The organism is Synechococcus sp. UW69 (assembly GCF_900474185.1).
GTDB lineage: Bacteria > Cyanobacteriota > Cyanobacteriia > PCC-6307 > Cyanobiaceae > Parasynechococcus.
Window position 1 is genome coordinate 424,669 of record NZ_UCNW01000009.1, and the last position, 14,789, is coordinate 439,457.

Consider the following 14,789-nt stretch of genomic DNA (forward strand, 5'->3'; position numbering starts at 1 on the left):
CAAGGTGCGGAAAGTCTGGCCTAATCAAGTAGCGGAATGTTCCGGATATGTCGGTGCTGTGGCCGACGTCAAGCCCGCCAGCCACTCCAACAGAGCTGCATTCACCTGCTCAGGCACCTCATCGTGGGGGCAGTGACCCGCCTCCAACACCACCTCAGTGGTGGCAGCCGGCGCATGGCGCTGGAAGGTGGAACGCCGCCCAGGCGCATTGATCCAGGGATCACGAATCCCCCACAACAGCAGCAATGGCGCCGTGAGTTCTGCGAACAACTCATCGAGGGGCTGGCCGCGGGGAATGTCGAACACCGTGCGGAACACACCAAATGCACCGGGATCCAGTGACGGGCGGCGGATCGACTCCACCAGCCAGTCATCGACGTTGGTCTTGTCCACATACACCTGGTTAAGCGTGCGGCGGATCGTGGCCGGACGGCGAAGGTTCTCGAACATCAGCCGCTGCAGCACCGGGCTCTTCAGCAGCGCCGTGCCGATGCTCTGACGGGCGACCGCCCCCCAACCTTGCGGAGGTTTCTGCTCATCACTGAACGGACCGGCGGCATTGAGCAGCACGACCCCCGCACAATCCGATCCCAATGCGGCCCCAGCGGCGAGAGCGGCGAATCCCCCCAAGGAATTACCGGCAATCACGGTCGGCCTACCAATCCGCTCACGCACGTAGGCCACCAGCTGATCGCGCCACAGGGCGCCGCCATAGTTCAGCTCCGCCGGCTTGGCACTCCTGCCGAAGCCCAGCAGATCGATGGCGTGCACGGCATGGGTCTGAGCCAACACGGGAATGTTGTGCCGCCAGTGATCTGTGGAGGCCCCGAACCCATGCACCAACAGAAGAGCCGGGCGATCTCCAGAGGCGTCAGGCTGTTGCTGCACCGCATGAACGGTGTGGCCGAGATGGTTCCAGGGCGTGGACTCCACAACGTCGCGCAAGAGCCGCGATGCTAGGCAGCAGTTTCGGGGAACTGGATGCAGGAGACCGGTGTATTCATCAGCCCGCTCGCCGATGGGGGGGTCTGGCGGGGTGCGCTGCTCTGGGCCATTGCCCTTTACATCCCCTTGAGTGCACCTCTGGCAGCGTTCGAAACCAGCCTGGCGGATAGCCCCCTGCCGCAGCTGTGGCGCCAGATTGTGCTGGTGACCAGCAGTCTCCTGCTGGCGCTGGTGGTGGGATTGATCACCCAACTGGTTGCCAGCTGGGCTCTCGGACCAGGCTGGGCCTCCAGCCTGGCGGCCATCGCCATTGGCTGGAGCCTGCTGTTGGTTGCCGTCAATCGCCAGGATTAACGCTTAGTTGCCTGCCAGGGGATCCGCTGCAAATTCGTCGGGCACCTGATTGCCGGCCTCGGGTGGCTTGTCTTTGAGGACGATACGCAGCAGCACCGGTGCGAGGAAGGTGGTGCCGATCACCATCAGCAGAATCGCTGCTTCAAGGCCAGGGCTGAGCAAGCCTGAAGCCGTTCCCAGGCCCAGGAAAATCAGGCCAACTTCGCCTCGGGGCATCATGCCAAGACCCACCACCAATTTATTGGTCTTCTCCTTGCCAAAGATGGCCCAGCCGGCGGCCACCTTGCCGATGATCGCCACCACAAACAGGAAGGCCGCCACCACCAGGGCGGAACGGGCACCGGGTTCAGAGGGATTGATGACTGACAGATCCATGCCGGCACCCACCAGCACAAAGAAAACGGTGGCGAACAGGCCAACGATGGGGGTGACCGCCGCCTGAATCTCGTGGCGGTGCTTGGAGGTGCTTGCGATCAAACCAGCAGCAAAGGCCCCAAGGGCAGCCTCCAGACCAATCGCTGAAGCAACAAAACAACTGACGGCCAAAAGCAGGTAGGAACCAATCAACTTGGCGCCGGGGGCCTTGAGTTGGTCAATCATCCAATCAAAAGCTGGTGCGGCCTTCTGGCTCAACAACAGAGCAACCACCACGAACAGCACCGCCGCCACCACCAACTGGACGATGGGGCCAATCTCCAGACTTCCGCCGGCTCCCAAGGACACCACGATGGCCAAAATGACAATGCCCAAAATGTCGTCGAGCACGGCGGCGCCGATCACGATCTGGCCCTCCCGGGTGCGCAGATAACCGAGTTCACCGAAAACACTGGCGGTGATGCCGATGCTGGTGGCCGTCATCGAGGCACCCGCAAAGATCGCTGGGATTGCATCAACGTGGAAGATTGCCATCAGGCCAAGGGTGCCGAGGGCAAAGGGCAGCACCACACCCACCACGGCGACGCTGAAGGCCTGGGCACCCACCGCCATCAATTCTTCCAGCTCGCTCTCGAGACCTGTAAGGAAAAGCAGGGAGTAGAGCCCCAACGTGGCCACCGCCTGCAAAGCTCCGAAGCTCTCGTTGTAGAGAGTTGGGATTTCGTCCACCGGCACATGGGACAGGCCGGAGACCACCTCGGAAAAAGCGCCAGAGAGCTGCACCTGAGTCTCCGGCGGCACCAGGAGATGCAAACCCGAGGCACCGATCAGCACGCCAGCCAGGAGCTCCCCAAGGATGGTGGGCAGCTCGAAACGCACCAGCACCTCGGCGAGGGTGCGGGCCGCCACGAAGATGAGCATGAAGCGAAGGACGCCGATCAGCGTTTCCGCCAATTCGAGGTCATGACTGCTGATTTCGCTCAGCAGGGTGGGCAGCAGCATCACGCCGGGCATTTCTCACGCCGAACCTTAATGGTGATTCCGCCGCTGAACTGTTCGCTGGACGATCCCAATTGACCGGGAATGCTGTAGAAGCACGCTTTTTTGCAGGCAGCCCCAGTTGTGATCGCTACGGTCCGAGTAATTCATTGAGTTGGGCTCCGAGCACCCCTGGCCTGACGGTGATTCCACGCTCCTTGGCTCGCTGACCCCCCATGACCACGTCCCAACCGTTCGATCTGCGTCTGCCGACCCCCGGCTGTCACAACGACCCCGAACGCGCCGGCCTCGATGCCAAGAGCGTGTTCGACGGCATGACGGAGCACCTGTTCTTCACCCTCGGCAAACTCGCCCCCACTGCCAGCCGCCATGACCTCTACATGGCCCTGAGTTACGCGGTGCGCGACCGCTTGATGATGCGATATCTGGCCACCACCGAAGCGATGCGGGCCCGCCCGCAGAAATCGGTGGCCTACCTGTCGGCGGAATTCCTGATCGGCCCGCAGCTCCACAGCAACCTGCTGAACCTGGGGATCCAAAAGGAGGCCGAAGAGGCACTAAAGAATTTCGGCATCGAGTCGTTGCAGCAAATCCTTGATGTAGAGGAGGAACCGGGTCTGGGCAACGGCGGTCTCGGTCGCCTGGCGGCTTGCTACATGGAGTCGCTGGCGAGCCTGAAGATCCCGGCCACCGGTTACGGCATCCGCTACGAATTCGGCATCTTCGACCAGCTGATCCGCGATGGCTGGCAGGTGGAGATCACCGACAAATGGCTCAAGGGTGGCTGGCCCTGGGAACTGCCGCAGCCGGATGAGGCCTGCTTCGTCGGCTTCGGTGGCCGCACCGAGAGCTATATCGATGACAAGGGCAACTACCGCTCGCGCTGGATCCCAGCGGAGCACGCGATTGGCATCCCCCATGACGTGCCGGTGCTGGGCTACCGGGTCAACATCTGCGATCGGCTGCGACTCTGGCGTGCCGATGCCACCGAAAGCTTCGACTTCTATGCCTTCAACATCGGCGACTACTACGGCGCCGTTGAGGAAAAGGTGGGCAGCGAGACGCTCTCCAAGGTTCTGTATCCCAACGACGGCACCGACGAAGGGCGGCGGCTGCGCCTGAAGCAGCAGCACTTCTTCGTCAGCTGCTCACTGCAGGACATGCTGCGCAGCCTCGATAACCGAGGACTGGCCGTCGAAGACTTCGCCAAATACTGGACGGTTCAGCTCAATGACACCCATCCGGCCATCGCCGTGGCAGAGCTCATGCGCCTGCTGATTGATGACCGGCATCTGGAGTGGGACAAAGCCTGGGATATCACCTCACGCTCCGTGGCCTACACCAACCACACCCTGCTGCCAGAAGCTCTGGAGAAGTGGGATCTCAACCTGTTCAGCAGCCTGCTGCCCCGCCACCTCGAGCTGATCTACGAGATCAACAGGCGCTTCCTGCAGCAGGTGCGACTGCGCTATCCCGGCAACGACGCGATCCAGCGCAAGCTCTCGATCATTGATGAGGAGGGCAGCAAAGCGGTACGCATGGCTCACCTGGCCACAATCGGAGCACACCACGTCAACGGTGTGGCAGCTCTCCACTCCGATCTAGTGAAAACCGACCTGCTGCCGGAGTTCGCAGCGCTATGGCCGGAGAAGTTCACCAACGTCACCAATGGCGTCACCCCGCGGCGCTGGGTCGCCTTGGCCAACCCCGAGATGTCTGCCCTGCTGGATGAGCACGTGGGACCAGACTGGGTCTCCAACATGGAGAACCTGCGCAAGCTGGAGGAGCGGCAGAACGACCACGGCTTCCTCGAGCTCTGGGGCAACACCAAGCTGTCGGTGAAGCGCAAGCTGGCCACTTACATCCACCGGAATACAGGTGTGCTCGTGGATCCCGCCAGCCTGTTCGACGTGCAGGTGAAGCGCATCCACGAATACAAGCGCCAGCACCTCAATGCCCTGCAGGTGATTACCCAGTACCTGCGGATCAAGAACGGCCAGACCGATGGCATGGCACCTCGCACTGTGATCTTCGGCGGCAAGGCCGCTCCCGGTTACTACATGGCGAAGCTGATCATCCGCTTCATCAACGGCATTGCCGACACCATCAACGCCGACCCCGACATGGATGGCCTGCTGCGGGTGGTGTTCCTGCCGGACTACAACGTGAAGCTGGGCGAGCAGGTCTACCCCGCCTCCGACCTGTCTGAACAAATTTCCACTGCCGGCAAGGAAGCCTCCGGCACCGGCAACATGAAGTTCGCCATGAATGGTGCCCTCACCATTGGCACCCTCGATGGCGCCAATGTGGAAATCCGAGACCTCGTCGGTGCCGAGAACTTCTTCCTGTTCGGCAAGACCGTGGAGGAGATCACAGCTTTGAAGCAGAGCGGCTACCGCCCAAGCGACGTGGTCGCCGCGCTGCCTGAACTGCAAGAGGCCCTGCGGCTGATCGAGATGGGCCACTTCAGCAACGGCGACGGCGAGCTATTCCGCCCTCTGCTCGACAACCTCACCGGCAACGACCCCTTCTATGTCATGGCCGACTACGCCGACTACCTCCGGGCCCAGGAGGCAGTCAGCCATGCCTGGAGCGACCGGATGCACTGGAATCGAATGTCGCTGCTGAACACGGCTCGCACAGGGTTCTTCTCCTCCGACCGATCCATCAGTGAGTACTGCAACAACATCTGGGCCGTGGATCCACTCAACGTGGAGATCACCTGCGACGTGCGCTGATGGGCGACCTCTGCCTGGTGATCAATCTGGGCAGTTCAAGCCTCAAGGCGGCCCTGGTGAACTCCACCGGGGCTTTCGTCTGGAATGAGGGGCAGGATCAGAACACATGACCTGCAGCTTCAAGAGGAACTGGGACAGGCCTTGAGCTGGTGGGGAGACTTTGACGTGATTGTGGTTCCCGCCGATGAAGCAGGAATGATTGCTCGGTTATGCCGGCGCCACAGCACCCCTAACAACTCCTCTAATGCACAGCTGGATCAGCTGCGATCGGGTAAGTCGGGCGTCTGATGCAACAGACGGTTGAGCCGGAGCCGATCCACATTCAACGGGTCAGGAGCCAACTCACCGGCAAGTTCGCGGAACTTCTGTTCGATCTCCTCAGGGACGCGAACATCAAACACGCGTTCCATCAAGGCCTCGATCGAGAACAGATGGGCGTTGATGTTCTCCAGATCAGCAATGGCCTGCTGAAGTGAATCTCCCGATTCCTCGGGCAGTGGGGAACTCGGTGCTGCCGGCTTGGCAGCTGCATCAGCGGTCTGGCGGGAGCTGTGCTGTCTCTGGAGATCTTCCAGAACACGACCAGAAAGGGTGCGAAACGATTGAAGGGCTGCCCAGTTGAGCTCCTGCTGCTGACGAAGCGTGGGCGATTCCCGGATCAGCCGGTCATGCTCTCGGTAAAACCGTTGGCAATCCGGGCACTGGCAGGGCTCTTCCGGCAATGCAGTCCCTCGCGGTCATCTACCACTATGCCACCGATCAAGCTGCCTGCTGTCCCAGATCCTCTTCAGACTGAGGTCCATCCTCTCCAGCCGTGTCGGGCAGCGGGATCTCAATGGAGGAGACCACACCGATCACATCCCGCAGCCGCATCGAATCGGCGAACCACCCCATGGCCTGTTCAGTGTCACCCCGACGTTCGGCATCACTGGCTTGATCTTCATGGGCTTCCGCCAACAGAGCCAGCCAGCAGAGGCAACGGGCCTGAACCACCGATAGATCCAGATCCGTGGGCTGGGACTCCGCAATCCGCTCGCTTTCCTGCTGCACCAACAGCCGCAGACGTAGATCGTGAAGCTGGGTCATGGCACCCACACGGTTGAAGCAACCCTAGCGGTGGTGAGCGATCTGCCCACCCCACCAGATGTAGCGTTAACTACTTCTTCAGCGATTCTCACGGGGCTGGCGGGACTCGAACCCACGACCTACGGTTTAGGAAACCGTCGCTCTATCCAGCTGAGCTACAGCCCCAGACCTCTGAATTATGCCCACGAGGCATGATGAGATCTGAAAGCAGGCGAGGTGGTTGCGGCCGATCTCTTTGAGTGTCGGCTGAGGAAAGTCCGGGCTCCCTGATGGCCAGGCTTGCTGGGTAACGCCCAGTGCGGGTGACCGTGAGGAGAGTGCCACAGAAACACACCGCCGATGGCCGGTTCGCCGGCACAGGCAAGGGTGCAAAGGTGCGGTAAGAGCGCACCAGCAGCATCGAGAGGTGCTGGCTCGGTAAACCCCGGCTGGGAGCAAGGCCAAGGAACGACGGCTGGCCATTGGCCCCGTTCCGCTTGAACGCGCCGCTTGAGGCCGTCGGTAACGGCGGTCCCAGATAGATAGCCACCCACCCTCTGCAGACAACCTCTGTGGTGGCGTGAACAGAACCCGGCTTATGTCCTGCTTTCAACCCCTTATCAGCGTTGCTCAGGAGTGCCTGTGGATTCATCCCGCGCCGCAGAGCTCGCCGGCCTGATCCAGCGCCTGCACGCTGAGATCCCGATCGAAGCGGAGTTGCTGGTCCAGGTGGATCAAGCTCTCACCCACGTGTCGACCGGTCGCGCCCGCAACCTCGAACGGCTGGAGTTTCTCGGGGATGCGGTGCTGCGGCTTGCCGCTACCGAATTCATTGACCGCAACCACCCCCATCTCGCGGTAGGGGCCTGCTCCAACCTGCGGGCCCAGCTCGTCAGCGACCGCTGGCTAGCGGAGGTGGGTGCAACGCTTTCCATCGAGACACATCTGCTGCTGGGGCGACACGCCGAAGGGGATCGTTCCGCTCAGGCCAGGCTGCGGGCCGATGCCACCGAGGCGCTGATCGGAGCCTTGTACACCGCCCTTGGCGACCTGCAGGCGATTCACCGCTGGCTCACTCCCCACTGGCGTGTCACAGCCGAAGCGGTACTGGCCACCCCCCATCAATACAACGGCAAAACAGCCCTGCAGGAGTGGAGCCAGGGCCTGGGCCTGGGACTACCCCACTACATCACCGAGGAATGCAGCCTCCAGCACGGCGACCCCGAACGCTTCCTCTGCCGGGTGAGCGTCAGCAACAAAGAGCTGGCCGAGGCCAAGGGCCGCTCCCGCAAGGAGGCCGAACAAAACGCAGCGGTAGCCGCCCTTCAGAGTCTGGAGGGCAGGGACGCACCACAGGCATCGCAATGACGGGCATCCTTGCGGTGCCCCTGCCGTCCGCAATTGCCACAGGTCAGATCCACACCTCGCTGCTGGTGATGCCGCACCCCCGACACGGTCAAGATTCCAGTGGGGATGGCAATGATTCCGAAACCCAGCATCATCACCGCTGAGGCCAGCAGCCGCCCCAGCTCGGTCTGAGGGACCACGTCGCCGTAGCCCACGGTGGTCATGGTCACAATCGCCCAATAAACGCCGCTCGCCACTGTCTGGAACTGGGAATCCGGCCGGGCGCTCTCGATCACAAAGATGCTGTAGCCGAGCACCACTTGCAGCAGAAAGACAAAGAACAGGAAGACGCCAATGGTGCGGGCACTGCCCCGCAGCGCCTGGCCCAGCACGCGGGCCTCATCAATGAACTTGAGCAGCTTGAACACCCGCAGGATGCGGCCGAACTTGAACACCCACAGCAAGAGCTCGCTGCGCACCTGTGGCACGAAGAAGAACAGCACCGCTGAGGCGTCAATCAATCCGGTGAAGCTGAACAAATAGCGCCGGGGCTTCTCCACCAAGGCCAGATGCAGCACGAAATCCGCCGCAAACACCGCAAGACAAACGTTTTGAACCAGATCGATCCAAAGCACATTCGTCTGGCGCAGGGCTGAGTTGCCCAAGGGGTCGGGCTCCAGCAGCAACGCCAGAACGCTCAACAGAATTGCCCCGAAAATGACGGCGTTGTAGGCCTTGCCCGCTGGGGTACTGGCTTCCAGCACCGTGGCCCGCAGGCGTTGTCGCAGGCTGCGGTCTGCGTTCATCGCCCTAGGCCGGCTGGAGGTCTTTCAAACGCAAGGTCACCAACTTGTCCCAGTTACCGCCCTCAAACAAAACGGCTGCACGGTCACCGCTGATCCGCTGCACGAAGCCGGTGTAGCCGTTGTAAATCGAGGTGGCATCAGCCACGGTCACCGTGGAGCCAGGAAGGATCGGAGCAGGTGCAGACGCCATGGCTCGGTCTCGGACGGATCTGGCGCCATTATCGGCAGAGTGTGCTGCGGATGGAATGGCAGAAAGCGACGACTGGCTGAGCGTCGGCAAAATCGTGGGGGTCCAGGGGCTGCAGGGGGAACTGCGGGTCAACCCCGCCAGTGATTTCCCAGAGCGCTTCACGGCACCGGGGCCCCGATGGCTGCGCAGCCGCCAAGGGGGGGAGCCCAAGGAAATCCAGCTCAAGAAAGGCAGGCAACTGCCGGGCAAGTCGCTATTCGTGGTGCGGTTGGAAGGAATCGATAATCGCAGCGCCGCCCAGGCCCTAGTGGGGCAGGAGCTGCTGGTGGCGGGAGACGATCGGCCTGAGCTGGCGGAGGGGGAATTTCACCTGCTCGATCTAGTCGGGCTGGAGGCACGGCTCACAGCTGATGGCCCAGCCATCGGCACGGTGACTGACCTGATCAGCGGCGGCAACGATCTGCTCGAAATCAAAACCGCCGATGGACGCAAGCTTCTGATTCCATTCGTGGAAGCGATCGTTCCGGAGGTGCAGCTCGAGGACGGCTGGCTGCTCATCACCCCGCCGCCGGGCCTGCTGGAGCTCTAACGCGAATCCATCACCTCCAGGGCATCGACAGAAGCCCCTGAGGCAAGCGAATCTGGGTCACCGCCTTCAGGACGAGATGGCCGCCACACCGCTGATTCCTGTGATCCTCTGCGGAGGAACCGGCACGCGCCTGTGGCCGCTGTCGCGAGCGAGTTATCCCAAGCAGTACTGGCCGTTAAGTGGTGACGGCGAAGCGACGCTGCTGCAACAGACCCAGCAACGCCTCAATGGTCTGGAGGCCCTCGCGGCTCCGCTGTTGCTCTGCAACGAAGATCACCGCTTCATCGTGGCCGAACAAATGCGGCAGATCGGGGTCGAGCCGAACGCGATCCTTCTGGAGCCGATGGGCCGCAACACCGCCCCCGCCGTGACGGTGGCTGCACTGCAGGCCACGGCCAACGGCGACGACCCCCTACTGCTGGTGCTGGCGGCCGATCACCTGATCCGCGATGCCGCCCAATTCCGCCGGGCCATCGACGCTGGACGCAAACCGGCCGAGGAGGGGCGCCTAGTGACCTTCGGCATCGTGCCGACAGCACCAGAAACCGGCTATGGCTACATCGAGGCCAGCGAACCGTTCTCGCTCAATGGACCCGAGCATGTGCCGATCAAGCGGTTTGTGGAGAAGCCCGACCAAGCAACGGCAGAACAATTCCTGGCCACCGGCCGCTTCACCTGGAACAGCGGCATGTTCCTGTTCCGGGCCAGCGCCATGCTGGCGGAACTGGAGCGGCTGGCCCCGGAAGTGGTGAGCTGCTGCCGGGCGGCTCTTGAGCAGGACACGGCTGACCTGGAATTCCATCGGCTGGAACGGGAGGCCTTTGCCAAGTGCCCCAACGTGGCCATTGATGTAGCCGTGATGGAAAAAACGGAACTGGGCAGTGTGCTGCCGCTGGATGCGGGCTGGAGCGATGTCGGCAGCTGGAGTGCCCTTTGGGAAACCTCAGAACAACGTGATTCCCAAGGGAATGTGCTGCAGGGCCACGTGATCTCCGAAGGCAGCCGGAACTGTTACTTGCGCAGCGAACACCGCCTAGTGGTGGGGCTAGGGATCGAGAACCTGGTGGTGGTGGAAACCGACGACGCCGTTTTGATTGCTGATCGTTCCAAGGCCCAAGAGATCAAGACCGTGGTGAAGCAGCTGGAGGCCGAGGGCAGCCCGGAGGGCAAGGCCCACCGCAAGATCTATCGCCCCTGGGGCCACTACACGGGCGTCACCGAAGGGACCCGTTGGCAGGTGAAACGGATCTCAGTGAAACCCGGCGCCAGCCTCTCGCTGCAGATGCACCACCACCGAGCCGAGCACTGGGTTGTGGTCAAAGGCACGGCCCTGGTGGAGCGCGACGGCACCGAACAGCTGGTGGGAGAAAACCAGAGCACCTACATCCCCATGGGCTGCAAACACCGCCTGTCCAACCCTGGTCGGATCCCGGTGGAGCTGATTGAGGTGCAAAGCGGGGAGTATCTCGGTGAAGACGACATCGTGCGCTTCCAGGACCGCTATGGCCGTAGCGATCTCAGCATCGCTACCAGCTGAGGCTTATTCCACCGTGACGCTCTTGGCCAAATTGCGGGGTTGATCCACATCCAGGCCGCGATGGGCGGCGATGTGATAACTCAGCAACTGCATCGGCACCACCGTGAGCAAAGGGCTGAGCCACTCGCTTACCGAAGGCACCGGCAGCAGTTCATCAAACAAATCGGTATCGGGCCCTTGGGGCGCCACACCGATCAGCTGTGCATCGCGGGCCTTGGCTTCCTGAGCGTTGCTGAGCACCTTTTCGAACACCACACCGGGCACGGCGATCGACACCACCGGAACCCGGGAATCCAAAAGGGCGATCGGCCCATGCTTCATCTCACCCGCTGGGTAACCCTCGGCATGGATGTAGCTGATTTCCTTCAGTTTCAACGCTCCTTCCAGAGCAATCGGGTAGTTGATGCCCCGGCCAAGGAAAATCACATCCTGAGTGTCGGCAAAGCGGTGGGCCAGGGCCTCCGAGCGCTGATCATGCAGATCCACCAGCTGACGCAGCTGCTGAGGCAAGGTCCGCAATTCATCCGCCAACGCTTTGATCTCAGCCGCGGAGCGTGCGCCACGTCGGGCAGCAAACGCCATGGCCAAGCCATAGAACGCCAAGAGCTGGCCGAGGAAGGTCTTGGTGGCGGCCACGCCGACCTCGATACCGGCCCCGATGTCGAGAATGTGCGGCACCTGACGCGACAGGGAGCTTTCCGGACGGTTGGTCACCCCCAGTTGGCGGGGGGCAAAGGCTGGATCCCCATGGGCCAGACGCCGCTCCGCCTCCATGGCCAAGGCGGCCAGGGTGTCTGCCGTTTCACCGGACTGGGTGACGCCAATGGTGAGGGTGTGGGGAGCCAGCGGCGGCGGGGCGTAACGGAATTCACTGGCGTAATGCACCGATGTGGGTATTCCTGCGAACTGCTCCAGCAGGTAGGCCCCCACCATCGCGGCGTGGCGGCTGGTGCCGCAGGCCAGGATCTGAATCCGCTCGATCCCTTCGTAGAAGGCATCGTCCATCGGCAGCGCCACCGGCTGCTCAGTCGCCAGCCCCTGGGGCAGATGGCGGGTCACCCACAGCTCCGCGGTCTCCGGTTGCTCATGGATTTCCTTGAGCATGAAGTGGCGGAACTCGCGTTTGTCCGCCACATGATCCACGCCGCTGAGCTGGGTGGGCATGCGTTGCTGGCGCACCCCTGCGGCGTCGTAAAGCTCAACGCCAAGGGGTGAGAGCAAGGCCACCTCGCCGTCTTCCATCGGCAAGATCGTGCGGGTGAAACCTGCTAAAGCCGGAGTGTCGCTGGCACAGAGGAATTCCCCTTCACCCAACCCGATCAAGAGGGGTGCCGCCTTGCGAGCCACCACAAGTGCACCCGGCGCCTGATTCCAGATCACCGCCAGGGCATAGGCCCCTTGCAACTTGGGCAGCACCCGCTGCAGAGCCTCCAGCAAAAGACCACCGCCTGGGGTGCCGCCCCCTGCTTGCAGCTGCTGAAGCTCCACAGCAAGAAGATGAGGAATCACCTCGGTGTCCGTCTCCGACTGAAACACCACCCCTGAAGCCTGCAACTGCTCGCGCAGGGAACGGTGATTCTCAATGATTCCGTTCTGCACCACGGCCACAGCCCCATCACTGCTGCGATGCGGATGGGCATTGCGCTCCTCCGGTTTGCCATGGGTGGCCCAGCGGGTATGGCCGATGCCGCATTGCCCGGGAGCCCCTTGAGCTTCCACCAAGGCGGTGAGGTTGCGCAGCTTGCCCTTGGCCCGAAGACAGGTCAGCACCCCTGGAGCGTCAACCGTCGCAATCCCGGCGGAGTCGTAACCGCGGTACTCCAGCTGACGAAGTCCCTCCAGAAGCTGGGGTGCCGCTTCTCGGGAGCCCACCAGGGCAACGATTCCGCACATACAAAAAAAGCCCGGCTGAAGCCGGGCAGAGCTTATGAGGTGAAACGGTTCAAATCAGTAAGCCAGACCCATGGAGCGGGTCGTCTCATCTCCGAGATAGACGCGGATGCTCAGGAAGTCGGTAGGGCAGGCGGTTTCGCAGCGCTTGCAACCCACACAGTCTTCGGTGCGCGGCGATGACGCGATCTGGCCGGCCTTACAGCCGTCCCAGGGCACCATCTCAAGCACGTCGAGAGGGCAGGCACGCACGCACTGGGTGCAACCGATGCAGGTGTCGTAGATCTTGACGGCGTGGGACATGTGCCCGATTCATACGAAGGCTTGAAGCAAACGTACCCCTCCCTGAGAAGTCCTTGGCCATGCCGTCACCGTTGTTAACGGCGGGGGCACTTCGCGAGGTGATCCCTGAGGGCGTGCCCGTAAGATGCAGCGTCCCGTTGCCACGGCTATGTCCCAGGAAGCGATCCTCGAGAAGGTCCGTTCGATCGTTGCGGAGCAACTGAGTGTTGACTCCGGCGAAGTGAAGCCGGAATCCAACTTCCAGAACGATCTGGGTGCTGATTCTCTGGACACCGTGGAACTCGTGATGGCCCTGGAAGAGGCCTTCGACATCGAGATTCCCGACGAAGCTGCTGAAGGCATCACCACTGTTGGCGACGCCGTCAAATACATCGAAGACAAGCAAGCCTGAACAACGCAATGGTGGATGGTCTCCATCGCGTCGTCATTACCGGCCTCGGCGCGGTCACACCGATCGGCAACACGGTTCAGGATTACTGGAACGGCCTCACCTCCGGCAGCAACGGAGTAGAGGCCATCACCCTGTTCGATGCATCTGAGCACGCCTGTCGCTTTGCGGCGGAGGTGAAGGATTTCGATCCGACAGGTTTCATCGAACCGAAGGAAGCCAAGCGCTGGGATCGGTTCTGCAAGTTCGGCGTGGTGGCAGCCAAGCAGGCTGTGGCCCATGCCGGCCTTGACATCAACGACGCGAATGCGGATCGAATCGGCACGATCATCGGCTCCGGCGTCGGCGGACTGCTGACGATGGAAACCCAAGCCCACGTGCTCGAGGGCCGCGGTCCGGGACGGGTGAGCCCGTTCACGGTGCCGATGATGATCCCCAATATGGCCACAGGTTTAGCGGCGATTGCCCTGGGCACCAAAGGCCCCAGCTCTGCTGTGGCCACCGCCTGCGCCGCCGGCTCCAATGCTGTTGGTGATGCCTTCCGGTTGCTGCAGCTGGGCAAGGCGGACGCGATGGTTTGCGGTGGCGCCGAATCGGCGATCACTCCCCTAGGGGTTGCCGGCTTCGCCAGCGCCAAGGCCTTGTCGTTCCGCAATGACGATCCGGCCACGGCTAGTCGTCCATTTGACAAAGAGCGGGATGGCTTTGTGATCGGTGAAGGTGCTGGCGTGCTGGTGCTCGAAACCCTCGAGCATGCCCAAGCCCGTGGCGCCACGATCCTCGGCGAAGTGGTGGGCTACGGCATGACCTGCGATGCCCACCACATCACCTCACCCACGCCCGGCGGCGTCGGGGGAGCTGAAGCGATGCGCCTGGCCCTGGCCGATGGCGGGATCGATGCTTCGGAAATCGACTATGTCAACGCCCACGGCACCAGCACCCCGGCGAACGACAAGAACGAGACCTCGGCGATCAAGAGCGCACTGGGCGACCGTGCGCTGCAGATTCCCGTGAGCTCCACCAAATCGATGACCGGTCACCTGCTGGGTGGCTCCGGCGGCATCGAAGCCGTGGCCTGCGTGCTGGCGCTGCAACACGGCGTCGTGCCCCCCACGATCAACCACACCACACCGGATCCCGACTGTGATCTGGATGTCGTGCCGAATACGGCGCGAGATCAGACACTGGGAACCGTCTTGTCCAACTCCTTCGGCTTCGGCGGCCACAACGTCTGCCTGGCTTTCAAACGCGCCAGCTGAGCCT

The 14,789-nt window shown here is 62.2% G+C and carries 15 protein-coding genes, 1 tRNA gene and 1 other RNA gene; 8 read left to right on the top strand and 9 right to left on the bottom strand.

The window, feature by feature from the left end:
* Positions 1–24: 24 nt before the first annotated feature.
* Positions 25–945, bottom strand: a complete 921-nt coding sequence (locus tag DXY29_RS09745; RefSeq protein ID WP_371411079.1) for an alpha/beta fold hydrolase — start codon at positions 943–945, stop codon at positions 25–27.
* Between the two features lie 36 nt (positions 946–981).
* Here DXY29_RS09745 and DXY29_RS09750 point away from each other — a divergent pair, with 36 nt between their 5' ends.
* The gene (locus DXY29_RS09750) at positions 982–1,299 is read left to right on the top strand and encodes a hypothetical protein (RefSeq protein WP_115024818.1); all 318 of its coding nucleotides are present in this window, start codon (positions 982–984) and stop codon (positions 1,297–1,299) included.
* A 3-nt stretch (positions 1,300–1,302) separates the two neighbouring features.
* On the opposite strand, the gene DXY29_RS09755 is transcribed toward DXY29_RS09750, so the two are convergent.
* Positions 1,303–2,676 carry a cation:proton antiporter gene (locus DXY29_RS09755; protein ID WP_115025040.1) on the bottom strand — a complete coding sequence of 458 codons (1,374 nt, stop codon included), beginning with the start codon at positions 2,674–2,676 and terminating at the stop codon, positions 1,303–1,305.
* Positions 2,677–2,888: 212 nt separating this feature from the next.
* On the opposite strand from DXY29_RS09755, the gene DXY29_RS09760 reads away from it, so the two are divergent.
* Positions 2,889–5,411, top strand: coding sequence for a glycogen/starch/alpha-glucan phosphorylase (locus tag DXY29_RS09760; protein WP_115024819.1), 2,523 nt, complete (start codon positions 2,889–2,891; stop codon positions 5,409–5,411).
* 257 nt (positions 5,412–5,668) lie between these two features.
* Here DXY29_RS09760 and DXY29_RS09765 read toward each other — a convergent pair whose 3' ends face one another.
* The 3 genes from DXY29_RS09765 to DXY29_RS09775 form a co-directional block, all read right to left on the bottom strand.
* Positions 5,669–6,133: a hypothetical protein gene (locus DXY29_RS09765; RefSeq protein ID WP_115024820.1), complete on the bottom strand. Its 465-nt coding sequence runs from the start codon at positions 6,131–6,133 to the stop codon at positions 5,669–5,671.
* A 37-nt stretch (positions 6,134–6,170) separates the two neighbouring features.
* Positions 6,171–6,497 carry a hypothetical protein gene (locus DXY29_RS09770; protein WP_115024821.1) on the bottom strand — a complete coding sequence of 109 codons (327 nt, stop codon included), beginning with the start codon at positions 6,495–6,497 and terminating at the stop codon, positions 6,171–6,173.
* A 91-nt stretch (positions 6,498–6,588) separates the two neighbouring features.
* Positions 6,589–6,662, bottom strand: a tRNA-Arg gene (locus DXY29_RS09775).
* Positions 6,663–6,700: 38 nt separating this feature from the next.
* On the opposite strand from DXY29_RS09775, the gene rnpB reads away from it, so the two are divergent.
* Both rnpB and rnc read left to right on the top strand, forming a co-directional pair.
* Positions 6,701–7,091: RNase P RNA component class A (gene rnpB / locus DXY29_RS09780), an RNA gene on the top strand.
* Between the two features lie 27 nt (positions 7,092–7,118).
* On the top strand, positions 7,119–7,844 hold the full coding sequence (gene rnc, locus DXY29_RS09785; RefSeq protein ID WP_115025041.1) for a ribonuclease III: 726 nt from the start codon (positions 7,119–7,121) through the stop codon (positions 7,842–7,844).
* On the opposite strand, the gene DXY29_RS09790 is transcribed toward rnc, so the two are convergent.
* Together DXY29_RS09790 and DXY29_RS09795 are read right to left on the bottom strand one after the other, a co-directional pair.
* Positions 7,802–8,629: an ion transporter gene (locus tag DXY29_RS09790; RefSeq protein WP_115024822.1), complete on the bottom strand. Its 828-nt coding sequence runs from the start codon at positions 8,627–8,629 to the stop codon at positions 7,802–7,804. The two genes, rnc and DXY29_RS09790, sit on opposite strands and share 43 nt — an antisense overlap.
* 4 nt (positions 8,630–8,633) lie before the next feature.
* A complete protein-coding gene (locus DXY29_RS09795; RefSeq protein WP_115024823.1) occupies positions 8,634–8,819 on the bottom strand; it encodes an NAD(P)H dehydrogenase subunit NdhS in 186 nt (61 codons plus the stop codon).
* A gap of 55 nt (positions 8,820–8,874) precedes the next feature.
* On the opposite strand from DXY29_RS09795, the gene rimM reads away from it, so the two are divergent.
* Together rimM and DXY29_RS09805 are read left to right on the top strand one after the other, a co-directional pair.
* Complete coding sequence (rimM, locus tag DXY29_RS09800) at positions 8,875–9,408, top strand: ribosome maturation factor RimM (RefSeq protein ID WP_115024824.1); 534 nt, start codon at positions 8,875–8,877, stop codon at positions 9,406–9,408.
* 76 nt (positions 9,409–9,484) lie between these two features.
* Positions 9,485–10,945: a mannose-1-phosphate guanylyltransferase/mannose-6-phosphate isomerase gene (locus DXY29_RS09805; RefSeq protein WP_115024825.1), complete on the top strand. Its 1,461-nt coding sequence runs from the start codon at positions 9,485–9,487 to the stop codon at positions 10,943–10,945.
* Between the two features lie 3 nt (positions 10,946–10,948).
* Here DXY29_RS09805 and glmS read toward each other — a convergent pair whose 3' ends face one another.
* On the bottom strand, positions 10,949–12,838 hold the full coding sequence (gene glmS, locus DXY29_RS09810; protein ID WP_115024826.1) for a glutamine--fructose-6-phosphate transaminase (isomerizing): 1,890 nt from the start codon (positions 12,836–12,838) through the stop codon (positions 10,949–10,951).
* Positions 12,839–12,892: 54 nt separating this feature from the next.
* Positions 12,893–13,138, bottom strand: coding sequence for a photosystem I iron-sulfur center protein PsaC (gene psaC, locus DXY29_RS09815; RefSeq protein ID WP_006850103.1), 246 nt, complete (start codon positions 13,136–13,138; stop codon positions 12,893–12,895).
* A gap of 148 nt (positions 13,139–13,286) precedes the next feature.
* Between psaC and acpP the strand changes: the two genes are divergently transcribed.
* Both acpP and fabF read left to right on the top strand, forming a co-directional pair.
* Positions 13,287–13,529, top strand: a complete 243-nt coding sequence (gene acpP / locus DXY29_RS09820) for an acyl carrier protein (RefSeq protein ID WP_011363161.1) — start codon at positions 13,287–13,289, stop codon at positions 13,527–13,529.
* Between the two features lie 8 nt (positions 13,530–13,537).
* Positions 13,538–14,785, top strand: coding sequence for a beta-ketoacyl-ACP synthase II (gene fabF, locus DXY29_RS09825; RefSeq protein WP_115024827.1), 1,248 nt, complete (start codon positions 13,538–13,540; stop codon positions 14,783–14,785).
* The last annotated feature ends 4 nt before the right edge of the window (positions 14,786–14,789 follow it).